General features: G+C 64.6%; 15 protein-coding genes. 1 reads left to right on the top strand and 14 read right to left on the bottom strand.

The features are described from left to right. Positions 1 to 15 precede the first annotated feature (15 nt). Genes dpdD through dpdE form a run of 8 tightly spaced genes read right to left on the bottom strand, consistent with a single transcriptional unit; the run spans position 16 to position 17,727 of the window. On the bottom strand, positions 16 to 2,067 hold the full coding sequence (dpdD, locus tag ACZ5CZ_RS11760; RefSeq protein ID WP_468941723.1) for a protein DpdD: 2,052 nt from the start codon (positions 2,065 to 2,067) through the stop codon (positions 16 to 18). After that, positions 2,064 to 2,585, bottom strand: coding sequence for a phospholipase D-like domain-containing protein DpdK (gene dpdK / locus ACZ5CZ_RS11755; protein WP_468941720.1), 522 nt, complete (start codon positions 2,583 to 2,585; stop codon positions 2,064 to 2,066). The genes dpdD and dpdK overlap by 4 nt, the downstream gene beginning before the upstream one ends. Further along, positions 2,582 to 7,078, bottom strand: coding sequence for a protein DpdJ (dpdJ, locus tag ACZ5CZ_RS11750; RefSeq protein WP_468941717.1), 4,497 nt, complete (start codon positions 7,076 to 7,078; stop codon positions 2,582 to 2,584). Before dpdJ ends, dpdK begins: the two co-directional genes overlap by 4 nt. Further along, entirely contained in the window at positions 7,075 to 7,761 is a 687-nt protein-coding gene (locus ACZ5CZ_RS11745) for a hypothetical protein (RefSeq protein WP_468941714.1), read from the bottom strand. The genes dpdJ and ACZ5CZ_RS11745 overlap by 4 nt, the downstream gene beginning before the upstream one ends. Continuing rightward, positions 7,758 to 10,883, bottom strand: a complete 3,126-nt coding sequence (dpdH, locus tag ACZ5CZ_RS11740) for a protein DpdH (RefSeq protein WP_468941712.1) — start codon at positions 10,881 to 10,883, stop codon at positions 7,758 to 7,760. Before dpdH ends, ACZ5CZ_RS11745 begins: the two co-directional genes overlap by 4 nt. Then, on the bottom strand, positions 10,876 to 11,784 hold the full coding sequence (gene dpdG, locus ACZ5CZ_RS11735; RefSeq protein ID WP_468941710.1) for a protein DpdG: 909 nt from the start codon (positions 11,782 to 11,784) through the stop codon (positions 10,876 to 10,878). Before dpdG ends, dpdH begins: the two co-directional genes overlap by 8 nt. Next, positions 11,784 to 14,420, bottom strand: a complete 2,637-nt coding sequence (dpdF, locus tag ACZ5CZ_RS11730; RefSeq protein ID WP_468941707.1) for a protein DpdF — start codon at positions 14,418 to 14,420, stop codon at positions 11,784 to 11,786. The genes dpdG and dpdF overlap by 1 nt, the downstream gene beginning before the upstream one ends. After that, positions 14,410 to 17,727 (bottom strand): protein DpdE, encoded by a 3,318-nt coding sequence (gene dpdE / locus ACZ5CZ_RS11725; protein WP_468941706.1) that lies wholly within the window; start codon positions 17,725 to 17,727, stop codon positions 14,410 to 14,412. Before dpdE ends, dpdF begins: the two co-directional genes overlap by 11 nt. Before the next feature lie 554 nt (positions 17,728 to 18,281). Between dpdE and ACZ5CZ_RS11720 the strand changes: the two genes are divergently transcribed. After that, positions 18,282 to 18,803: a VUT family protein gene (locus ACZ5CZ_RS11720; RefSeq protein WP_468941703.1), complete on the top strand. Its 522-nt coding sequence runs from the start codon at positions 18,282 to 18,284 to the stop codon at positions 18,801 to 18,803. A gap of 671 nt (positions 18,804 to 19,474) precedes the next feature. On the opposite strand, the gene ACZ5CZ_RS11715 is transcribed toward ACZ5CZ_RS11720, so the two are convergent. From ACZ5CZ_RS11715 to ACZ5CZ_RS11690, 6 genes are all read right to left on the bottom strand, one after another. Further along, positions 19,475 to 19,795: a hypothetical protein gene (locus ACZ5CZ_RS11715; RefSeq protein ID WP_468941701.1), complete on the bottom strand. Its 321-nt coding sequence runs from the start codon at positions 19,793 to 19,795 to the stop codon at positions 19,475 to 19,477. A gap of 68 nt (positions 19,796 to 19,863) precedes the next feature. Next, entirely contained in the window at positions 19,864 to 20,163 is a 300-nt protein-coding gene (locus tag ACZ5CZ_RS11710; RefSeq protein WP_468941698.1) for a hypothetical protein, read from the bottom strand. Beyond that, entirely contained in the window at positions 20,163 to 21,212 is a 1,050-nt protein-coding gene (locus ACZ5CZ_RS11705) for a major capsid protein (protein ID WP_468941695.1), read from the bottom strand. Before ACZ5CZ_RS11705 ends, ACZ5CZ_RS11710 begins: the two co-directional genes overlap by 1 nt. A 14-nt stretch (positions 21,213 to 21,226) precedes the next feature. Next, positions 21,227 to 21,643 carry a head decoration protein gene (locus tag ACZ5CZ_RS11700; RefSeq protein WP_468941692.1) on the bottom strand — a complete coding sequence of 139 codons (417 nt, stop codon included), beginning with the start codon at positions 21,641 to 21,643 and terminating at the stop codon, positions 21,227 to 21,229. Between the two features lie 106 nt (positions 21,644 to 21,749). Beyond that, positions 21,750 to 22,457, bottom strand: a complete 708-nt coding sequence (locus tag ACZ5CZ_RS11695) for a hypothetical protein (RefSeq protein ID WP_468941690.1) — start codon at positions 22,455 to 22,457, stop codon at positions 21,750 to 21,752. Positions 22,458 to 22,586: 129 nt separating this feature from the next. Next, positions 22,587 to 24,338 carry a hypothetical protein gene (locus ACZ5CZ_RS11690; protein ID WP_468941687.1) on the bottom strand — a complete coding sequence of 584 codons (1,752 nt, stop codon included), beginning with the start codon at positions 24,336 to 24,338 and terminating at the stop codon, positions 22,587 to 22,589. Positions 24,339 to 24,364: the final 26 nt, after the last annotated feature.

Here is a 24,364-nt window from a genome sequence, read left to right as displayed (position 1 = left end):
GGGCGGCCGCCCCGGTCACGACGCTGCAGCAGCAGCGCGAAGAGCGTCGACGGCAGCACGAAGAAGAGAAGCCGACCCACTGCCATTCGCGTATCCGATGTGCTCGGTCTCCGCGTTCTGATCGATGAAGCCGGTTGCAGCGTGCTTCGCACAGCGCGTCGCCAGTACGATCACATCCGCTGAACGGGCCTTCTGTCGGAGTTGCGGCGAACCGACGTGATCCGCGGCCGTCACGACCTTCACCGCCGGCGCGAGCTGCTTGACCTCTTCCTGGCAGCGGGCGAGGACGGATTCATCCAGCGAGTACAGCAGGAGCGTCAGCGGCGGGATGGCAGTCGCCAGCTCGTCATCGGCTTCATCACCGACAGGCGCCTCCCACGCAAACTCGATGCCGAGTTCTTGTGAGAGGCGCTTGGCGAACGCCAAGTCAGCTGCGTCGAGCCGTTGCTGATGCAGCCACAGTGGCTCCAGCAGCGCATACGCCAGGTTGCTGCGAGCATCCTCGCTGGGACATGCCGCAAGGAAGAGCCGGTCGACGAAGTCGAGGGCGATTGCTGCCCGTTCGGCAGCCACCCACCTGCTCCGCTCCGACCCAATCTCCTCCAGCAGGTCCCTGTACTCGGCCTCAGTGGGAGCCGCTCGTAGAGAAATCTCCATCAGGGCTTGGAGGACCACGAGATCCCCTGGGCCGAACCGGTCGAAGGTCAGCGCATTGCGAATGAAGGCGTGGGCCGTATGCCCTGCGGGTGCTTCATACCCAATGGCATCGATGAAGGCGCCTACCGAGCTCCACACACGGTCTGCCTCATGGTCCTGCAAGCCGTCCAGGAACTCAGCGAGCGCCGCATCTTCGGTTGCCGGACTGGGCCAGTCCACCCATCTGCGATCCTCCAGGACGGACTGGCCCTCAGGACCTCCCTCTGCGATCGCCTTCAAGAGATCGCCCCAGGACTCGACCGGTACGTGAGGCTTCAGCGCAAGCGCGACTGTTGACTCGACCAAAGTTGGCTGCTGTTCGGGGAGCAGGTCTGCTGACGCCTCCGTCGTCTTCTCCTGCTCCAGCAGTTCCACGACGTGCTGCCACACGGACGACGGGATTTCGCTGTCATGGCCGCTGTGCTGGACGGCGGCTACAAGGCGTTGCAAGACCGCCATGTCCTCACGGACTCTGGCGGCAAGCAACAGCACCGTCATGGCCTGGGGCCCGAAACTACTGAAGTCGCCGGAAAGTAGATCCGGGATCACCCTGCCAGCTTCGATCAGGCTGCTCTTCGCACCATCTAGATCGTTCTCCGTAAGCGACTTCTCCAACGCCACCGAATAGATGGCATTAAGAATTGCTTCCCGGACTGGAGCAGGAGGGTTCTGGCGAACTATGTCAAGCAGTCCGGGGAATGCAAGTACATCTGGACTGCGCCCCAACCGGTCCAGCCTCTTGATATGCAAGTTGGCCAGATTGGTCGCAGTAATGCCACCGGTTGCGGCCAACTGTTCCAGCACATCAAGAGATGCCGACTCGCCACCTGCTGACAGCGAGGCGTCGAACTCGGCCAAGAGCCGTCCCATGGGCTTGGCGAGTCGCCACAACCTGGGCGGCCGGTTGGCGACTGTCCGCTGCATGAGTTCGAGTGCCTCAGCCAGGCTGGTGCGGTGCTGAGGGGTCTTGCCGGTGGTGAGACGGAAGGTTACCCCGGGCCCGAAGTGGTCCAGGATGGCCTTCTCGATGGGATCGCCGGGGTCGAGTTCAGCGGGACGCAGGCCCCACAACGGGTTGTAGGCGATGTACGTCGGGCCGGCGAAAGCACGGATCAACTCAGCCGTCTTCGCCGCGTCCACTGTGTCTCTTGCGATGACGTACATCACGAACCGACGATCCCCGCTGGGGTACGTGCGGGGCAGCACGATGGGAGCATCGTCGCCGCGCCGAAACGCCTGCACGAAGGGTAGGGTCCGGTGGCCGTGCCGGTAGTCCGGGTCGAGGTCCGGCCAGACCCCGTTTCCTGTCCCAAAGAACGTCTGCAAGAAGTGCTCGGACTGCTCACGTGTACGCTGCTGGATCTGATTCACGCGCCGGCACCCCACCTCTGCCTCAGGTCCAGGCGGGCCTGGCTCGCCTCTGGACCGCCGACTTTGTACGTGACCGATTCATCGTTCACCGCCATGCCGCGCACGGTGTAGTTCATCGATCCGGTCAGAATCCATTCGTCACCGCAGAGTGTCTTCTCATGCACATCCGGGTTCAGCACGATGCGGATGAAGTCGCGCTCCGTTGACGACTCCAACCGCCGTAGGAAGAGTGCATTGTGGGGGTTTGGTCGCGTCACCACGTGGACGCGCGTCTCTCTGCTTGCGATCTGGATCAGGGCCTCGGACAACCGCCAGTCCAACGGAGGCACATCGCCGAAGAACGAGTCGTATGCGCCTTGGCTGTTGTCCAGAACCCGGATATCAGTGATCCACGGCGAAACCAGCCAGATCTCGTTGCTTGGGTTCACCACTTCGGCGATCAAAGCGGACGACAGCATCGCATCGACCCGAAGACCCGTACCCGCTCCGATGCGGACCGTCCGTTCCAGGACGCTCACTGCGCTGCCTCCCGAAGTTCCACTCGAACTTGAAGTTGATCGCCTTGGCGGGCGAAGCCGCGGACCTCGCCGTACACCCGCAGGACGTCCCGGTCTACCGGCAGGGCGGGCACGCGTACGAGAGCCTGTGCCATCGCTGAGCCTTCGCGCGCGGGACACACGAGATGTACCGCAGCGCCTTCTGACATCGCTTTCTGATACGTCAGGGCCCAGTCGGTCTCGGTTACGTCGATCTGCGCGATGCGCTCGTCGTGCGCGACCTGCACGAGCAGCCGGTCAAGCACCGGCGGCCCTACGTAGGGCTGGTAGTGCTGGAGATCTTGGGTTCGGGCCTGGCGTCCGCGAGGCCACAGCAGGCTGAACGCCTGGTCCGCGGTTACCTGCGAACTGGGCAACGCGAGGCGGCCCTTCCCGGCTGCGTACGCCACAACGCGGGCGTCGACCTCGACCCCGAGCCGGCGTTCCAACTCGTTCCAGGCGTCGACGAGGCCTAGCGCCACCGCGTCCGTATCGGGGCTTGAACCCGGACGCAGGAGTCGAGTCGACATGGCCGACACCGCCGTGCGCCTGGGCGGACCGTCCAGACGCTCCCAAGCTGACCGAAGCCTTCGGAGCGCCTCGGCCGCTGCCGTCGAATCATCAGCACCGCGAAGAGCCCTTATCGCGTCGGCGGCCTCGCCGCCGGGTTCCTGAATGAGGTGCTGTAGGAGACGAGTCAGCGTCGCGTCGACGTACTCGTAATCGCTGGGGGCCAACGCGCTGGCAACGAGCCCCCAGAAGCGGCGCGGGTCTTCGGTGTAGTAGTGCACGAGGTGCTCGACGACGCCCAGGCCCCCGATGGACGTCTCACTCAGCCACACAGTAGCCGGGTCGTCCGGGCCGTCTCCGGGGAGCACGTCGACGATCAGGTCGCCTTCCTGAGCGTCTGGGCAGGCGCGCTGCGCCGCGCTAGCTATTGCAGCGGCGAGGGTGTCTCGGTACGCCCGCTGAGCCAATCCTTCGGTCAGCACAGCCACGTCGGGCGCCACCAGGAGTTCCGCGGCCCTGTCGAGGGCCGCGATCACACGGGTCTCGTGGGACAACTCCAGGAGGGCAGCGACGAGACGATCACCGTCCACGGGCTGTTCGGAGTCGCTGTTGTCCCGGTAGAGGACCTTGAAGATCTCAGCGAGATTATGGCTCCATGAGCCATTGGCGAGCGAAGCCCGCACCTGCTCGCCGGTACGCATACCGTCGAGACCGGCCAAGGCGAACGCGGTCAGATAGACCTGGGCCAGCCACTCTCGCTGGAACGTGTTCGTGATTTCGGCGAGTGTTGGATCTTCGGAGACTGCCTGCGAAAACGCCAGCGATCGCCATTGAGGAGAGGCGAGATACGCACGGATCGCAGGATCCGCGAGGTCCAGCGGCCGCAGCCTGACGTGGAGCGCATCGACCTCAAGCCGGAACCCGAGAGCCGCTGGCTGGCCGTTCACTTCATAGCGCACGGTTCGCTTCTCACTCCCGCCGCGCTTACGAACGACCTCGCAGTCTGCACCCATCGTCATACGTCGAACCTCGATGGGGTTGCCGCCGGCATGCGTCGCAAAATTCACTCCCACGACGCGCTGAGACCACAGAGATGGGTAGGGAACAGCTGCCGGGCTCAGCGGCACGTCCTGGGAGGCAACGATCTGCGTGCCCCATCGAGGAATGCCCTGAGATCGGGTGTCGATCTCCTGCGGAGGCTGATCGAGGATGAGCTGATGCGGACGGAAGACCTCAACAGAGGCGTCTTGTCCGTGAGGGTGCCACGTCCCCTCGGGATCGTGACCGCGGACGATTTCCGTGAGCGGCAGGGTGTCCGTCCCGTCGGGAGGCAGCGGAAGCCACGTCCGATGCTCATCGCGACGGTATCCATAGCGGCGGCTGACCCGCCCCGGAACCGCCTCGCGCAGAGCCCGGGCGATGGGCAACTGCTCGACGCTGTCCCCCTCGGAGAACGGAAGCAGTAGGTCCACCTCTGGCAGATTCAGAGGCGCGAACAACGACTGGGTGACGAACTCTGGCAGCAGAGCACCTTCCCTTGCGCCAGAGTCTTCACGCAGAGGGTGCCACCGGCTCCGCAAACGACGCAGGGCTGTCGGTACGACGGCTAGGAGCAGCGAGCGGGGCTGCTCCCACAGCAGTGCCTGAGCTTCATCTGCGCTGATCTGGAGAGCTTTCACCAAATGGTTGGCGAGGTCATCCTGGAGTCCGGAATCGTCGAGGAGCGCCTGGAGCAGGTCTGCGAGCAGGTCTTCGGATGCCGGATCCCGCTTCTGCGTGGCATTGCTGTACGGGGCCTCCAGCAGCTTGCGAGGGTCGGCCCACGGGTTCCGGCGGCGGAGTTTACGGGCCGTCCAGTCAAGAAGAGCCTGCGCACCTTGGATCTTCAGGACGAACCGGTTGCCCACGGGCAGTGTTCGGGCCGGCACCTCTGGGGCGAATAGGGTTTCGTAAGCCTGGTAGGCAAGGCGGTCACGACCGTAGTCAGACAGCGTGACCACAGTGATGGGACGAGTCCCGCGCTGACGTCCGGCCCGACCACGGCGCTGGATGAACGCGGCGGCATCCCGAGGTGCCTTGTGCTGCAAGACCAGACCGACACGTGGGTCGTTGAAGCCGACCTCCAGCGAGGCAGTGGCCACTGTGAGGTCCGCGTCGTGGTCGACGCCCGCGTCCTGCGATGACGTACGGCCGATGCGCAAGTGATGGAGGCGAAGGCTGGGATCGAGGTCGTGGCCGATCTTTTCGACGAGATCCCAGGACTGCCCTTCGCGGTACCGGGCACCGTGCTCGTCTCGATCCGGGGAGCGAAGCCCTGCGAGCACGGGGTCCCAACCGTTACGGCGGCCGGTCCGGGTCTGGCCGCCTTCGGCATCACGGAGGTCGTCGTAGAAGCGGTTGGTGACGTCGAGGTCATCGGTGAACAGGAAGCCCTTGGAGCCGTATAGGAAGCGGTCGCTTTCGAGGTCCAGCACCCGCCCGTAGAGCATCGCTGTCTGGATCGATGCCGACAGCAGGCTCGCCCCGGCGACCGGGTCCCCGCGGAGGGCGATGGCGTATTCGCGGCCTTCGGCCTCCAACTCAGCTTCGGCCGGCTCGATCGACTCGATGTCGCCCGGACGCAGCCCCGTGAGCTGCGCGAAAAAGTGCTTGGCGTCTCGCAGCGTGGCGCTCAGCCCGACGAACGCGACAGGCCGATCGACCGCATCCCGCCAGCGGCGGAGGAGGAGAGCGACCTGCGCACCATGCACACCGGTATAGGTGTGAACCTCGTCGAGCAAGACAAGAGCGGGACCGGGGTTGCCGCCGCACCAGCCAAGCAGCCGCTCAAGGTTGCTGTTACCGCTGGCCTGGTTGAGCGTTTCCGTGGTCGTGAAGAGGAGGTCAGGCTCCTTGTCCTTCAGCGAGTCTCGCGTCAGTGCCAGGCAACCATCCTTGATCGTGTAGCCGCACTTCGTACAGGTGAGCCGTTCGCGACGCTGGAGCCGGTCACTGTCTGACCACACCAGGTCACCCGTCCCGCAATCGAGGTTGGGGCAGGGCAGGTACGGACAGATGGCCCCGTCTGCGGTTCGCGCCCAGGCGCCACGAGCCTGGCTCCCGGGCTGCAACTTGGGATCGTTGATGTTCCATGGCGTGCTGCCGTAGAGTGCGCCGATTCGCAGGGGACGGCGTCCTTGGGCACGCAGGGCGGGCTCTACGCCTTCAGCCGCGCGAACCGCTTCTCGCAGTTGATCGCGAAGCAGTTCCAGTCGTGGGTAGAGCGCGAGGGTATGCACGCGCGGTTTTGTGCCTGGGCGCGCGTGCTCTGCCATGGCGGCGAACGCCGGCAGATAAAAGGCGAGCGTCTTGCCGCTACCTGTGCCGGCGCCGACGATGATTCCCGCTGAGCGTCGACCGCCAAGCGCCGCAAATACAGCACGGGTCGCTTTCAACTGGAAGCGTGCCAGCTTGTAGCTCCCGACGTGGGCCGCTGCGACAGAGTGCTGGAGGTCGCGCCAGTGATCAAGATGGGCCAGTTCGGCCAGGGCGACATCCGCGGGGATGTCACGGCGGGGGTAGCGGCGTGGGGCTACGTGGAGCCGGTAGTCGGCAACCAGTCGCTTCTGCTGCCGCCACCAGCCTCGTTCCGGCGGCGAGGACCAACCGCCGCGTACAAAGAGTTGCCGAAGCCCAGCTGTCAGCCTCAAGGTCTCCGCCATGCGGGTGCGGTACCGCGGTGGAGAGACGACGGGGACTGGTACCTCCAGGAGCAGGGCTCGCTCGAGGCACTCCTCAAGAACCTCGTCGGGTGAGGCGCCGGATGGTGCGTCTTGCCGTGTGAGAAGTACTTCGTCGATGGTCTCCAGAACCTCGGCCTCGGAAAGCGAGCCTTCCGTCACGCCCCATGAGAGAAGCGGGAGTTCGCGATCTTCGAGCCGGTTGAGGAGCGCATTGGCGAACCCTTGATCGAAAAGCTGTGTCACGCGCCCTTCCTTGTCAGTGTGACCTGGCCGTCCATGGCGAATTCGCGCAGGAGGGCGATTTCCTGATCCGTGATGTCGAGGAGTGTCGGCGCGGGCCGACTGTCGAGGCGTTCGAGGAGCGCGAGCAACTCGGTCGGAGGCTCCTTTGCATCGCGCAGCGACTCGGCAAGAGACTCACACTTGGTCACGAACAACGTGATGTCGCCCGTGGTCACCGTTTTGGCTGATGCCGCCCGCTCTAGGTCAACGCGACGTGACCGAGCCGATGCTTGCTCTTGCGGAGGCAGCATCGGAATCCTGGCCAGGGGAAGAGTGGCGAGACGTCGACCAGACCACTCGGCCCACGCCGCTAGATTCTCTTCACGGATGGCCATGGCTGCTTCCTGCACCTTGCGCTTGGCCGTATTGAAGGCTTGGTCGCCGGGCCATCCGTTCTCAGCCCGCCGAGTGAACGGTTCCAGTCCGTCGCTGGCTGCCGACAGGCTCGCTACGACTGCTGCGCCCTGGTCCTTCAAGGCAAGCGCCACAGTGACTTCCCTGCGAAGCTCTGCCAGGCGTGCCGTCAATTCGCTGATCCGTGACGCAACTCGGGCTGCTTCCTTCTCGCCAGCCTCGCCCTCAGACAACTGCCTTGCACGGTCCTGTAGTTGCAGCGCCATCTCGTAGACGGGTCTTTGTGTCATTCGTTCTCCCCCTCGTGCGCGACGGGAGCCTCAGTCGTCCTCAAAGAGGCAGAGGCGAGTTGCGCTACCTCACTCCATTCACCGAGCACCGTTTGCATGGCGAGAGAGACGCTGTCGATGGCAGTGGTACCCGCTCGCGCTTCAGCCCTTCTCAGTGCAGCTTCCAGCCACGATTCGCTTTCGGAGAGCAGGAGAAGGATGTCTTGAATGCTTGTGCCGCGATCCTGCGCTGCCGCAGCAAAGCGAGCGGCCTGGCGGACACGGTCGGTTCGACTTTCATCTGATGCCCGGGCTAGGTCGTCTTCCAGTTCGGAGACCTTGCTCCATTCGGCCTGCCTGCCTCGCTCAAGAAATTCCTCGAAACGGAGTGTCTGATCAACTCCGAGGGGCATCAGCCCATTGACCTCCTTGGCCGCAGCTAGAGCTCCTTCAATTGCGGAGAGGGTGTGTGCGCTGTTGGTTCCACGAGGGTGACGGCTCCGGATCTCGCCCAGCTGCCCTTCGAGTTCGCCGAGTTGGGCGTCCACCAGCGTCGGAAGCGAGGCGAAGCCAGTTACTGCCTTCTGGACCCAAGACGGAACCTGCGTCCGGTCGACCGTCCATTCCCACTGAGACGCCGCTTGCCTCAGCAGGGGAAGCACTCGGGCCGCGTCAATCATCCTCACCGCTCCGGTTACACCCTGGGCGACGCCCACGGCTTCCTTGAGTCGATCGACGAGAACAGGACGCGCATCGAGGTGACGCTTCAAGGCGTCGTTCCACTGCTTTGTGCGCAGCGCGACGTCCGTCCGCCCCCATCCCTGGCCTTCGTCCAGGACCGCAGTCAGTAGAGCAGCGGTCCCCATCCCGGGGTACGCCTGACCAGCGAGCATCGCTCCCAGCAGGGAAGCACGTAGACCGAGTACCAACTGCTCGTCGGTGATCTCTAGGTGGCGCTGAACACGGGAAGTAAGGGCTGGTCCGTGCTGATCCGCGTATGTTGCGAGACGCCGAATGTCCTGGCTTCTGACCTGACCCTTTCCTGTCTCTGCACACAACAGGCTCTCAAAGAAGTAACTGTCCTTCGCTGTACGCCCAAAGCGGATAGGTGCGTCAGCAGCGCCAGCCAGGCGTTCATCCGCTCCAGTTACTGAGACCACGGTCGCATTATTAGGCCAGGCCTTATCTGTCACCTTCTTTGGCTGCTCATGCATGAGCGGCGATTCCCAGCGGTATCGCTGGAGCACGGCCGTTGCAATTATGGAGCGGACATTAAGAGCCGTCGTATTGTCGAGAACCTCTTCCTTTGTCAGCCAGACCTTGACGGTTTCCAGTTTCCGCTTCAGGGACCGGGGAATATTATCTGCGCCGGCAGTGGGCCCAGGCTCATTGTCCGGTTGATCAGTCTTTCGCTCTCCCGTGGAGATTATTGATGTTGCTGCCGGAATCCTTCGACTTTTCCCGTCCAGCGGAGGCAAGGAGAACGCTTCCAGGATTGTTTCATCGATCTCATTGGCGTCCGCAGGGGCGTCTCCCCAAAATAGCAGGAGAGTCTTTCGGCGTTCAGGATCGACGCGGTCATGGTCGTCGATGAAGGCATGCGCATCTCGTCCCAATTCCTTGTCGATTTTGGCTCTCGGGAACCGGCGTCGAAATTCAGAGTCGGGGAATTCTCCTCGGCGGATTTGGTCGGCGTGATTGATCAGAAGGGGGCGTACGACACTGCCAAGGACGGTCCGGGGGACGAACGACCAGGGTTTCGTTGAGTCAGCGGTAGAGTGGACGGTTCTGACAAGCGCGGAAGCATTGAAGGGGAACAAGCCGTAGCCCTCCGGCGTAACGCCGAAGGCCTCGTGACAGCGTTCCTGCAGAGTGCATCCGTCACACGCGTTAGGCGTCTCGCCGTCACGTGCAGTCTCCAGTGCGTTTCGGCCCACGCGGGCCGCATTGAGATAGCGTCCGACGAATGAGGCGATCTCTTGGCTTCCGGTATCAGTTTGACTGAAAGGGACATCCAGGTTGTAGACATACCCTGCTGTGGCTCGAATGCGACTCAGCGCGGTCTCTGGAATTTGTTCAAGGTAGCCTGGGGTGACAGCCATAAGCGTGCGGATTGGGGCGAGCGATGTCCTTCCATCTCGGTTCGCTGCTTCGATAACTGCGTCCAGGAGGTCCTGTTGGACGCCTTGGATGAGAGCAAAGTCCTCAATTAGAAGAATGATTTCCTTGCCCAGTCGCTGATACTCTGCGCGTACCTGCATCATGGCGTCTAGGAGCCGTCCTGCGCCAAGGTTGGCCGCGTTCTTGACCGCAGCTTCCAAATTCCTGTTGAGTAGATCCACGGCGGTGGCCTGTAGGTCGTCTCGCGTAGCGATCTGGTTAAGCAGCCGAGCGACCATATCCGAAGCGGCGTTGTCGTAATCGACGTCTAGGGGCAAGTCCTCGATGGTGAAGCTCTCGGGGCGCTCGTCTTGCCCGCTACGACGATCCTTGAGGAGTTGAGCCGCGAGTCGCGGAACAAACTTCCCCTCCGAAAGCATGTGCTGGCGAATGAACGGGTCATGCAGCATCGCCGCCAGTCTGCCGGGGCCGGCAAGAACCCGTCCTGGCCCAGGGATCTCCTTTGGTGGCGTCGAAGAGAGGCGCTCGCTCAGTTCATTGAGGATCCGGCGCCCAAGCGACTCTTGATCAATTTCAGCAGTGAACCTGTCGATATCATCCTTGAGTTGTGCTAGCTCGCTGCTGTCTGCCTTGGCGATGAGAGCCTTGACCACTGCCTTGAGGCTGGTCATAGAGCGTTCGAGATAGATGACCTCATGGGTGGCCGAGTCGGGAATGAACTCCGGGAGTTTCTCGCGCACCCATCGAATCAGATGGGACTTCCCGGCCCCGGTGTCTCCGAGGACCAACATCAGGAGAGCGCCTGAGTCCGACTTCTTCGTGAGGAAGTCGTCTATCACCGACCGTTCATTGATCAGGTCGCCGATGGGCTGGACCTGCTTGTCCTCCGAGACCAAGGCGCGCTTGATACGCAAGGGTGCATGCGTGGCAAGGAATACGGACCGGTGTGGGCTGATGGCCTCGGTGTTGATCGTGGCAGTTGCGGTCGCTGGATCCCAGCAGAGGTCGCGGAAGTCAGCCATTGACGGCCTCCAAGATGGTGATGGCGCTGACCGGCCGTGCAGATGACCTATCGGGGTCGTGTACTTGGAGAACGTGTTGGGCATCGTCATCGTGCTCCAGCCGCAACCACTTCTCGTCTTCACCGCGAAGCAGCGCAAATGAGAGAGCTGCGCCGGCTGCCGTGTCTCCCGGCGAGCGGAGTCCCACAGCTAGTGAGTGAGCACCACCTGGCAGTACAGGGAGCTGTTCGCGGAGGGTACGCAAGAGCTCCACCGCGTTTATCCTTACGTCGGTTTGCTGTAGTTCGGCAAGTGTTTGTCTCACGGCGACTGTGCAGTCAGGGACAAGCCGGTTTGCGTTGCCTTCCTCGATTTGGAAGAGAGGCGCTCCCGCTAGACCCAGAGGCGGCGCCCAGTAGTTGAAGCGAAGCCAACGAGTGTGGTTGGAGAAAACGGGTCCTGCCGCGGGGCGCATGGCCTCTCTCTGCTCGTTCTGCGCCCTGATCCAGTCCATCGGATCTGTGGGATCAAACGTGAGCAGCCACGCCAGAGCCCTGGTGAGGTCGCGAGGTCCGGTTTGGTCAGGTGAGTCGCCAAGCGATGTGTTCTTAGCCGGATCGAGGACCGCGCGTCGGAGTGCGGAGCCGAACGCGGATACGTCCTGGCCATCGAGGGCAACAGCCTGGCCGGCGAGAAACAGCTGCTGATCTTCCCCTTCGATCCGAATTAGGTCCAACTCTTCCAATGTGCTGATTGCCTTATCGAAGGGAGGCTTGTCCTGTGTCTTCTCACCGCGGATTGAAGGTGGAGACAACAGAGCACGCGCTTCTTCCAAGGGGGGTGCCTTCTCAAGGCAGGCGAGCAGCCGTACCACGGCCCATGCCTGGGAGGGCAGGGCTGCCCCCACGTTTAGGAGAGTCATCAGAGTTCCTCCAAAGCACGGGAGACCGGAAGCTTGGCTCGGTGAATATCGATCAGCAGGTCATTGGCCCGGTCTGGGTGTCGAGTTTGGTGCGGGTGGACGAGGTATGTGACGTCCTCCGAACTGAACCGTGCGGCGGTGTCGTAGTCGAGTGACGCTGAATCGTCCAAGATCCAAACCACCGGGCCGGCCCATGACTTCAGCAACTCCGCATCCTCGTCGAATACAACAGGGTGTGTACGTGCTGCCTTCTGGAGCACCTCTCGGCATCGTGCCGTGACACCAGGACCACCAACGATGGTCATGTCCCGCCGGACCAGCCGCTCCAGGAGGCGGGGGACGTAGAGCCGTAGCTCCTGCTCGTCCTCCCACCACAAACTCAGACACGATAGGCCGTCACGGTATTGGGCCAGCGGGTCTTCCACGGGAGGTACCGGGAAACGCAGCCACGGCCGAGGCTCACCCGCGAGCCGGTAGAAGCCAGACTTGTCGGGGTGCCCAGTTGCCCTGCAGTTCGGGCAACCGCGGCAGGTCACACGGGTTGGCAAGGAAGCTTGGCCTCGGCGCAGGCGGTAGTACTCCCCAAGAACATCACCAATGCACTGACTTCCACCAAGCGCCTCTTGAAGACCCTTGAGGGATTTCTTCTGCTCATCCAGAAGTTTCTTACGCTCTGCCTCGAAACAATCAGCGAAACGCTCCGTAGTGTTGACTTGTGGGTCCTTGATGGTGACGTCAGCCTGTGTCGCCACGCGTTTCTTGAACTCGTCAACGCGCTCCTCCCAGGCGGATTCGCGTTCCCCGCCTTCGCGTTGAGGAGGTTGCGGCACATGGAGTTCGATCAGCTTCGCGCGAACCATGAGATTCAGAACCCGAACGTTCCAAGATCGATTAGTTTCAGAATCCTCGCTGACGTGGCTGGGGCGGGAGTCTAGGTCGAGCCTGTAGCGGCTGCCGCCGAGTTCCTGTTCTCGTCGGAACATGGCATCCCAGCGTTTCCACGCTTTCTCAGAGGAGATGACTGGCTCGCTACCGAGGGTTTCGGCGATGTCCCGGTCACCGGGCGCTGTCACCATGTAAGCGACAGAGGGGTTTCCGTCGCGGCCGCCTCGACCGATCTCCTGGTAGTACCGGTCAACGGTTTCGGGTAGGCATGCGTGTAGCACTGTCCGAACATCCGGCAGATCTACACCCAGCCCGAATGCCGAAGTGCCCACGACAATGTCATACCTGGTGGAGACTCTGCTGTCGGCCTCGGTGGATCTACCGCCCCAGCCCTCCACTGCATCGCGTCGGTCCTGGTCACTTGAATCCCCGGTCACATGAGTAACTCGATGAAAGCCGGCAGTTCTAAGGCGCCTCGCCCACTCTTTTGCGTCTGCCACTGTCGAGACGTACAAGGCCATGGGTTTAGGCAGGAGCGACACCGCCTCAAGAATGTCGCTCTCGCGGCGTTGAGCGGTCTCGGCTGCGTTGATGTAATAGGTAGGTTCGTGACGAAGTTGGGAAGCCCAGACGATCTGAGCCCTGTCTGGTCCTGCAAAGAGATCTTCAAGCGTGCTGACTTGCTGTGTGGTGAAGGTGGCACTCATGGCGACCGTGACAGGTGCCAGGCCTTCGGGAGCCCTGCTCAACCACGTGCGTCGATGGCTGGACATGGTCTGGAACTCGGGTCGGAAGCCGTTGCCCCACTGTTCCACGAGGTGAGCTTCGTCGATGACGAAGTACTTGAGCAGACCAGCTCCTGCCGCGTCTTCAAGCGGCTTGCGCAGGCTCCTGACGAGAGCCTCAGGTGAGGTGAATACGAGGCGCTGCCGGCCCGTGCGGATGTCATCGCGCATCTGCTGCTTGACGTCGTCCGGCAGGCCACCGACAAAGGCATAGCGCCCCGTAGGACTGGTCCGCCCCTGCGCCTCCATCAGAGGGCGGGTACGGCGCTCCATGTCGAGGGCAAGAACGACGGTAGGCACGACTACCACCGAAACGCCGGCGCTTCGACTTGCGAGCAGCGCGGGTGCCTGGATGACTGCGGTCTTGCCGTGCCCCGTAGGCAGGCAGATGATCAGGGTGCTGCCCGGTTGCGCGAGCGCGACGGCCCGCGCAGCCTGCCTCTGGCCGAAGGACAGGTACCGCTCGTGCGTCGCACCAAGCGCCGCCGTCCAGAACGGATCCGCGGGGTGGGGTTCCCGGCGGCGACGGTGTTCGGCTGCTTCCCCTAGGTACACCTGTCGCAGATCCTCGCGAGCTACTGCCGCCGCATCGTTCTCTTCTACCGGCGGATGCCACGGCTTCGCTGTTATGTACAAGCCCCGCTCATGTGGCATCGCATCGCACTGCAGTTGTGACCACTGTTCTTGGGAGGGCAGTAGAGGGTGATTGGGGACAACTAGGCCGCTGTTGACCTCGCGGGCCTGGGCTTCAAGCAGGACTTGACGGATGAGGGACCCCGCATCTCGCCATCCCGACGACCTGTTGTCCAGTCCGACGAGGGCGTCGTGGAGGCGTCGCAGGGTGCCTTGGCTGTCGTCCATGGTCGGAATCGAGGGCCAGGAACGCAGAAGTTCGTCGGCCCCTGTCCAACTGTCGACGGCTAGACCAGCTTTGCGCAGGGAGGTGCCGCTTGCATCACGAGCCATGCCGCACCCTCCTATACCCGCTCTTCACGATGCACGTGGCCGCGACCAGTCGCACTGCTGGCTGGGTGAGTCCCTCAACAAGTGCGTCTGCAACGGACACGTCCGCTATGTAACTCTCGGTATCTCCCAGGAGGTGGCTGGCAGCCGCACGAGACTTGGCCTGGGCTGCAGCTACCGCGAGGCGACGGCGGGCCGCCTTCTGCGCGCGGTCGCACATGGCAGGGAGTTCGGTTACCCGCTCAAGCTCTTCGAGGGCGATTCCGTTGGCTGACTGTGCTGCGGCTGCGTAGTACTTCCAATCTCCGAAGACGTCGGTGAGTTCATGGATCAGTTTCGGGTTGTAGTTGTGGTCCTTGTTGTTGTCGTAGGGCTTCTCCAGCCACACGAGGGTCTGCTCGTCGGTAACGGCCTTTGTGCTGCCTGCTGCGACCCAGACCTTGAGGGCGAAGGGGGGAAGGATCCGGTCTGCCTGTCGTCGGAGCGCGAGGCGGGCCTTCTCCGCGCCCACATCATTGACCAGGGCGACCGCGCCGTTGATGTTGGCTTCCACCACGAAGTCAAAGCCGAAGTAGGGCTCCAGTTCGCCCCGATGGCTGGGGTCGAGTCGCCAGAAGGCCGTGGCCTGGCCTCGGTCATCGGTGTAGATGACCGAGGCCAGCATGTCGACGAGCGGGTTGCCGATCCGGAAGAGCCGAGTGCCGGAGGAGCGGAGCGCGTCGGCCCGGAAGAACGAGGCTTCAGCGGCTTCGGCTGGCACTTTGGCCTTCAGCGTCTCGTAGAGGTGCGGTGAGACCAGCGGCTGGGCGTCGAGGTTGAATTTGTGGCGGATGCAACCGTTCACCGAGCGTGTCCAGTGCGGCAGCTTGATACCGGAAGATCCGTCGCCGGCGTAGTTGAGCAGGGCATCTTCGATCTTGCGGCGCGGCTGCTCGAACTTTGCCATTTCGGCGGCAACGTCCGTTTGGTAGGTGGAGGACTCGTGGACAGCCTCGACTCGTTCGAATTTGGCGATGGCAGCCCGAGCGTCCTGCAACTGGGACGCGACGAGTGGCGCTGAGTTGGCCAGTCCGTCTGGCCCTTCGACGAGGGCGGTACACCACACGCCCGTGAGATCCCTTGCTATGGCGTCTTGCAGGGTGGAAACCGACCCGGAGAAGATCTGGTAGCCGTCTTTCAGTAGAGCCTGCCAGGCCCCGGTGAACTCCTCGGCCTCGGCAAGGACGAACTGAGTAGCGGGGTCCTGTCCGGACTCCTCGAAGTCGGGATATCGGTCGAAGCGGCCGAGTCGTTGCTCCAGACGGTTCGGTGACCAGGGAAGCCGCAGGTGTACTGCTGTGTTGGTGGTTTGCAAGTTCAGGCCGTCGTCAGCGGAGTCGTCCATGACGAGTACGCGAGGCAGCTTCTCAGCCCCACGAGTAGCCCGAGGGTTCTTCGGATAGGGCGCTCGCCACGCCTCTACGGCCTTGTGTGACGCTTCCGATCCGGCGTGACGGGTGTGCTCGGCAACGAGCACCTCGGGGAGGCGGCGCTGCAGTTCTGCGGCCAGATTCGATGCGAGCGAACCGGCTCCCGCGAAGATCGCGGTCCTTCCGCTCTGGGAGACGATGGGCAGGAGGACGGCAGTGAGTTCGTCCGTTTCCTCTTTGAAGAGGTTCTGTTCGAGCTTCGCTTCGAGCCGCTCCAGGAGAGTGGACTCGTGCGTGAGCAGCGGCGGGTCGGCCAGCAGATCGCGCTCCTGGCTCGTCAGGCCAGCACGGTCTGCTGCCTGCATGTCTTGGCGTACGCGCCACCGCAGGGAGTCCAGGAAGTCGTTGGAGGGACCGCCGAGTCGCGAGACGAGGATGCCGAGAACGAGACCGTACACGGATCGTTGTTCATCGAGGTTCTCGTCAAGGAGGCGGTCCCACGTTTCACGTTGCCAGGTCCGTGCAGTCTCCGTGGCAATGGAGTGCAGCGTCCCGTCACCGAGGAGTTGGGGGAGGGCGCGACCGCGTACTACATAGGGGACGAGGTCAGAGTCTTCGTCGTCACGCAGGACACGGGCTCGACGGTGACGGATCACTCGGCGGTCGAGTCGGTACGTCTCGCTGATGTGAGCGCGGAGCGCCTCGACACGCAGGGCGAGTTCGGACACGTTCGCTTCGTCGGCGAGTTCGTCGTACTCGTCGAGGAGTTCGAGGATTTGCGGGGCCAGGTCCTCGAAGAGCGGGTCTTCCGGGATGACTTCCCTGATGCGGTCGATCGTGGAGGGCAGAAGGGGAGGGAACTTCTCATCGAGGCCGGAGACGCGGTCCGCGAGCTTCTCACGCATCTCGTGACGACGCTCGAAGGCGTCCCGGTCTTCCCAGCTGTAGAGGGCGGGGTCGAGGAGGTGCAGAAGGGCCAACTGGGCTGTCGGGCCAGCCGTGATCGGTGTGGCTGACAGCAAGAGAAGCTTGGGGGCGGCGTGGACCAGGGCGCACAGTGCCCGATACCGGGGGTCATGGTTATCGGCGTTGTGCACCAGTTCGTGAGCTTCGTCCACGACGACGAGTTCGCTGTCGTGGTACTGGGCCCAGTTCTCCGGCGTCTCGTGAGATGAGTACCGCACGCGACGGTCAACGAAGTCACCGATGAAGAACTTCTCGCGCAGCTCGCTCAGCCACTGCCGCCGCAAGATCTCCGGCGTGATGATCGTGATCCGGGCGCCCGGGTTGTCGATCAAGGTCTGCCGAATGACGTAACCAGCTTGGATGGTTTTCCCCAGACCGACTTCGTCGGCGAGGAGATACCGCTGGACCGGATCGGAGAGCACGGTCAGGGCCGCGTGGATCTGGTGGGGGTAGATCTCGACCGCGGACGACAGCAGGGCGGGAGTACTGGCGCAGGCTGCTCGCTGGCCGATGAGGTTGTGAAGCAGCGGGAGCCGAGTGTTGTGGTAGTAGCCGGACTCGTTGCCCCCCGAGACCAACACTTGGAGCGGGTCGCGCACGGGTTTGTCCCACCGGACGCGAAGCTCGGCCTCCTGTACCGGCAGGTCGGACTGCGTGTTAGGGAAGTGGACGAAATACGTGGGACGACGGGCCAGTTGCACCCGCCCAGCGAGCCACGCACCCGTGTTCGGGTTGCGCCAGAAAACGCGAGTCTCCCGCTTGAGTACGGCGGGTCGGCATGCAGTCGCTGGAACTGTGCGCGACTCGACTTCTGGCTCGGCGACAGACTCGAAGAAGTCGATGCGGAGAGTGCCCCCGTCGACAGCCCCCACTCGGCCGATTCCGGGCGCTCCCGTGAACGTGACGAAGTGCCCGACTTCGAAGTCCGGAGACATCCTTCTGCTCGCCCCCCACCTGCTGATTTAACAACTGACACGAGCTTAAGCGCACCCACTGACAACACAGTCGACGGAGTAGATCGCAGATTCGCAAGTATTTTCGGTACTGCATAGTAAGTACTCATGGGGAACCCTCTTGCGGTGCCCCATACCCCAGCAATGCGGACTAAGCCGGATCAATCAGGCAGGCCCGCTGAGCGCATAGCGCCACAAAATTCGACCGAAACAACGTCTTGCTCAGAGGCGGCGACTCCGTCTCATGGAGCCATGCGCCGCAACGAGGCGCCCGCCATCGTCAGGGAACGACCTCTACTTGACCTGCGCCTGCATGCTCAAGGCGCAGCGCCTGGCGTGCCCTGACGCAGCCGGCGCGTGCCGACTCGATGCGAATATGCCTCGGGCAGTGCACTCAATCCCGGACAGAGTCTCCAAGATCAGGAGCGGTGCCGATGTCAGTGGCCTGGGTTGTACTGTCTGGGCGTTCGCCTCGCTGTCCGTCCACGGCGTGGTATCGGCGCAAACCGCCACATCACCGAAACAGAAAGAAGACCGTGAACGTCCCCGCCCCTGCCGGTATCGCGACCCTCGTCGCCTACGTCGCCACCATCCCTGCGGCCAACCTTGCCGTCACCCACTTCGGAGCCGTCTCCGTCGGCTTCGGCTACGCCGCCCCTGCCGGGGTCTACATGGTGGGTCTCGCCCTGGTACTTCGGGACCTCGCCCGTGAGTCCGCCGGCCGTGGTGCTGTTCTCGCGGCCATAGCCGTCGGCACCATCCTGTCGTACTTCCTTGCTGATCCGGCGCTGGCTGGCGCCTCAGCTGCCGCCTTCGCGGTGGCCGAGACAATGGACTTCGTCGTCTACGAGCCTCTCCGGAAGCGCGGCCTGCTGATCGCGATGCTCGCCTCGAACGCCGTCGGCCTGCTCGCGGACAGCCTCCTCTTCCTCAAGTTGGCCTTCGGTTCCTTCGAGTACCTGCCTGGCCAGATTCTCGGCAAGGCGTGGATGACCTTCGCTGCAATCGCCGTGCTGGCCCTACTTCGACGCCGCAAGCAGGCGAGCGCGAGCGCCTGATCACCTTCAGCACCGTTGGCGACGAGCTCGGCGGTTCTGGTGTGGGCGTCGCGTGGCAGTGACCTGTGCATGCGCAGTGCCAGTACAACTGCCCGTTAATGTCCGGCCATTGACGCCAGAGCACGAGTCGCAGTGTCAACTTGCCTCGCGCCTGGCGCCTCCGATACGGTCGCGTCATCAATGAGGGCCCCACCATGCCTAGGTCTGGTGGGGCCCTTTTGTGTCCTCTCGATCCCGGGGGGACCGAGCGTCGCGTGCCACCGTCTTCTTCAGGTTTGGCGGCCAGGGAGACGGCGGCCGTGCTCAAGCGAAAGGACAACTGTTGAGTACACACCATGGCACAGGCTCCAGCCAGCAGTCACCCGGGCATGGCCCCGCGGATGACGCCTGGGGCCCGGAGGCTCCATCGTCGACGTCCGCCCATGTACGGCGCGCAAACGTACAACTGCTGGTCGGCGGCCGCACCGTCGTCGCGGTGTACATCTCGCCCGCGATTGTGTCGGGTGCAGCAGTTGCGTCCCTGGTACTCGGGGCGGCGAGTTGGGGCCACTGGCCTTGGCCGTAGAACCGTGAGACACGCCGCGGGGGCACCTGCCCCCGCGGCCTTCGGGCGGTCTGAAGGCACAGACGAAGTGCTGCAGTGTCTCGCCGGCGTGGCCCCGGGCCGCGCGCTATCTGTAGCAGCGGGTCTGCACGAGCCTAGCCACTGCCAGAGTTTCGCTCGCTTTGTCTTCGTCCTCTGGCGCAGGCACCTGCCGTACAACTTCGATATGCCGCTCGATCCCTCGCAAGTTCTCCTGGAGGTCCATGGTCACCACCCCGTCCACGGTGACCTTCAGCGGGTCCGCGAGGAGCTTCGCTCGCCGCTCGCCCAGCACCTCCAGCGCAACTGCGCGCACCGAGCGCAGTCGGAAGAACCGGCGCTCCAGGTCGGCCGGGTCGGTGTCCGGCCCGATCTGCGCCAGCAGCCATGACCGCTGGAACTCGTCCACCCGCTACTCCCTCCACGCGGTGCGGCCCGCCGCCGGGCTGTTCCCGGTGGCGGGCCGCCTCCAGATGGTCACGACGCCGAGGACGCGGAACGACCCCCGCCCCGCCTTGACGGGGACTTCCTCGCCCCGCCCGTGCCGGCCGTCTCCTCCTGGCCGCCGTCCTTGTTCCCGGACGGCCCGAACTTCTCCACCACGACAGTCTCTGTCGGCTCGTCGCAGTCGTCCGGCGGTTCCTCCCACGCGTCCGGGTTGGTGATCAGCGCGGCGACCCCCGGCTCCGGGCAGTCTCCCGGCAGCAGGATCAACTCCTCCCGCGTGGTCGGGACCTGTACGTAGACCGCGGCCTTCAGCCGCCCCCGGTCCGCCATCACAGGACCTTCGCCACGATGTGCGCGTCCGGGGTGTGCATGACGGGCATCCCGACCGCGGCGCCCTTGGTCCAGATCTGCACGGGGTCATCCTGGACACCTCGGGTGATGATCAGGCCGGGAGCATCCTCGCGGATGATCTCGGGGTTCGTCCCGCGCGACAGCACCAGGGCCTCCGCGGTCACCCCGTACATGGTCTGGGCCCACTTCTCCCGGTCTGGCGGCACGAGAATCCACAGGTCCTCGGGCAGGACCTTGCGGGGCTTGCCGTCCACCCGCACCTGGGCCTTGTAGAACTGGATCGGCGGCAGGCTGTAGTTGCCGCGCACCACGTTGATCTGCTGCGGGGTGAGCGTGGCCGTCGGTGTGGTCGACGGGTTCACGCTGCCGTAGTAGGCCGCCCGGTAGGCGTTGTTCGCCGCCAGGTAGCTGAACGCCTTCCGGGAGGTGATCACCAGCTCCGGCTCCGGTGCGCCGATGTCGTCCAGGTGCTGAATCCACCGCAGCTCGTCCGCGATCGGGTCGGAGGCCGGGTCCGACCACGGTGTCCGGGCGACTGGCATGTTCTCGGCGGGGACGTTCCAGTCCACCTCCAGCGTCAGGCCGTTCTCCTGTTCCAGCGTGAACCGGCCGTCCGCGAGTACGTCGCCGGCGGCCAGCTCCAGCCGGGAGCGGATGGCCTCGACGTGACGTTCCACGTCGTCGTACAGCAGCTCGATCAGCCGGTCCTGGTCCGAGCCGTGCGACGCCTCCAGCAGGATCTGTTCCTGCTCGGAGACGACGAGCTTCTGGCCCAGCGCGGGCAGCGCGCCCTCGCGGGACGTCTGCCACGCCTCACGGGTCGCGAACGGCACCGAGGCGTTGAACGCCCGGTACTTGGCGACGTTGACGTACCGGCCGGAGTCCTTCGTACGCCACTTCACCTCCCGCATCTCCACGGTCGGGAAGATCGTCTGCGTGAGGAGGAAGTCCTTCGGAGACGGGATCGCCCTGGCGAACGCCGTCAGGTCCATGACCGAGACGTCCTTGAGCAGGTCCTGAATCGTCACAGCTCAGCCCCCGCTCACACGAAGCGGATCTGCGCGGCACGCGGGTGCCACACGAGCTGGGACACGTCGAGACCGCCCGGCACCTTCGACGCCTTCACCGCGCCGTGCCACAGCAGCGCGGCCGGAACACGGGTCTGGCCCGGAGCGAACGGGGCCTCGGCGATCACGAAGCCGCGCAGGATCTGGCGGCCGCAGTGCGCCTCCGGGTCGTACGGGCCATACAAGCCGGACTCCGCGACCCTGCCGACCGGCACACCGGACAGCACCCGACCGTACGGGTCGCAGCCGTCTCCGCACACGTAGTGCGTGCCCTCGCAGAACAGGTTCAGGTCGAGGGTGATCGTGTCGACGGAGTCGGTGCCGTGCAGGGACGCCAGCCACTCGCGGTTAGCGGTCGTGTACTCGGACTTCGAGACGGGCTGGATGGTCATGTGTCTGTCTCCATGGACGCTGCGGTCAGATTCCGCACACCGCCCACGGAGGCGATGCCGTCCACGAAGTTCAGGGGGCGTGGTCCCCCAAGGCCTGTGCCTGGGACTATCGGGCGGCGGAGTCGCTGAACTCCAGTATCAGGCCACGGCGCTTGGCCATCTCCAACCCGGCCGAACCGGGCTTGGACACCGGGGCCGTACGGGTCGGGCCGCGCCCCGCTGGAGCGCCCGCAGGGGCCGCCGGCACCGGGTTGCGGAACTCGCCGAACAGCTCAGGGCGGCGTGCCCGCAGGGCCTCGGCCGCCGACTGGATCTGCGCTTCGTCCGCGTCCTCGTCGTCCACGGCCAGCAGACGCTCCGCGTCGGCAAGGTCGTCGCCCTCCGCGCCGAGCGCCACCAGCGCGGCCCGGCGAAGCGCCGCCCTCTCCCGCTCGGCGGCCATCTCCTCCCGGCGCGCGGCCTGCAACTCGCGCTCGGCAGCCGCCTGTTCCCGGCGCTCCACCTCCGACAGCGCGGCCTGCTCGGCCTCCCGCTGTGTGGTCACGAACTCGGTGAGGGCCTTCGGGGAGTCGAAACCGAGCGTGGCCAACAGTCGCTTGATCGCGGCCCGTTCGCCCTGCGCCTTCTCGCGGGTGAGCATCTTGCCCAACCGGTCCTGGGTGACCGTGACCTGCTGCTCCTGGCCGCCGGTGTCCGTGGCGTCGTCGAGCTGGTCGTTCGTCTCGTCCTCCGACGAGGCACCGAGAATCGGGTAGATCGGCCGCCCGTCACGGCGGTGGCCGACAGGACGGCGAGGCGGCAGGGGCCGGACCATACATCTCCTCCAGAGCGCGCCCCCGCGCTGACGGCCAGTTTAGCCACCTGCGCCGACACCGCCACGATCCCTGTCCGACTGCCCCCACAGGATGGCGTCGAACAAGGCAGGCACCACCCCGAGGCCGCGTCACCGGCCCGCCTCCACCGGCCCCCGCTCGCTCACCTTCCCCACCGGCTTCCTCACCGACCCCGACCCGTCGTCCTGCGCATCGTCCTCGTCGCGCTCGCGCCGAGCAGCGGGCTCCGCCACTCGCACCGCGGCCTTCTGTTCCGCCTTAGCCCTGATCCGCTCTACCTCCTGCGAGGCGTCCTTGATCGGGTACCCGGCCTCCAGCAGCATCGCCACCGCCGTCTCCAGCGACAGCACCCCTGCCCCATACGCCTTGACGACCTCCTCCAGCACCGCACCCCGGTCCGTTGGCGTGTGCGGCGCCCACACCAGCCGCGCCGGCAGCGTCTCCCCAGCCGTCCAGCCTTCCGCCCGTCCGGCCTGGTACAGCCGCTGCACCATCTTGAACAGCAGCCGGTATTTGTGTTCACGGGCGAGCCGCATCATGCCGATCAGCGCGTCCAGCGGCCCCAGAGCCAGCTTCAGGGCGTACCCCGACGGGACCTCCGTGGCCTCCAGCGTTCCGAGCCCGGCCGCCGTCACCCGGCTGTTCGCCGCGATCCGCTCCAGCAGGTGATCCACGCGCGCCCGCAGTTCGGCCAGCTGCGGCGACGTGTCCAGGGCATCCATCCGCCCGGTTTCGCCGAGTTGCCACACCGCACCGGCCTTCACCTGAAGCTCCTGTGGCTTGCCCGTTGCCCGGTCCACCGGCAGCCGCGCACCCGCGAGGCCGATGATCGGCGTGCCCGTTGTCGCGGAGGCCGCGGAGCTGTCCGAGTCGGTGGCCGCGAGCTCATCGAGCGCCTGCAGAACCCGCGCCAGAATCGAGCGCCCCCACTGCTCCCCGCCGTCCGGGATCGTGTTCGCGATGTGCACCACCGGCACAAAGTCGATCATCAGATCCAGCCGGTTCAGCTCCGTGCCGTCCGATCTCACCCGGAAACGCGCCTTGTCCATCGGCAGCCGGTCTAGCGTCTCACCGTTCTTGAGGTCCTCGAGTAGCCACTCCGCGTCCGTGAGATAGCACGTCACGTTGGACGTCCGCCCCGGCTCCCACGGGTATTGCCGTCCACCAGCCGCAGCGCCGACGTCGCCGTCGGGCTCTTCCTCGAAGATCGGACCCAGCTCGTACGTCACCCGGCGCACCCTGGCCTTCAACCCTGCGTCGTCGTCCGCCGGCAGCTCCCACGCCAGATGCACACGGCTCGGGAAGTCCTCATCCTCATCAACCCACTGCGGGAAGAAGAACCCCGGATCGTAGACCCGCAGCGTCGGCCGCTGCTTCTGCGGGTTCCACGCCAGCACCATCACGCTGTCCCCGAGCAGCACCGCCACCCGCTCCGCCTGTTGCACCCGGAACGTCAGCAGCTCCTTGTCCGCCCACTTCCGCAACCGGTCCTGAACCGCGGCGGCCTCCGCCGCACCGGGCGTCGGCGTCTCCTCATCGGCGTGCTCCGCACCCTCGACCGCGACCTTCTGTTCTGAACCGAGGAGATAGCCGAGCGCGGTGTCTACGAGGTTCGCCGCGTCGCCCAGCTCCCGCCGCTCCAGCGCGCTCTCGTCGCCACCGGCCGCTGCGAGCTGTCCGGCCTGGTTGTTGTCGTACGCCGCCAGCACCTTGTATGCGGCCAGCCGCCGTAGCTCCTGCGGCGGGACCCACGTCTTGGCCAGCTCCGGAAACGCGCGGCTGCCGGGACGCCCGGCATCGGCCATCACGGGCTTGTAGTTCAGCCACGACCACGCATCGATCACGAGTTGGCGCAGGCCCACAGTCTCCTCCGGACGTCGGCCCCGCG

The organism is Streptomyces sp. NPDC031418 (assembly GCF_055581605.1).
The sequence above is the reverse complement of the archived record's forward strand: the minus strand, read 5'-3'. Positions and strand labels throughout refer to the sequence as shown.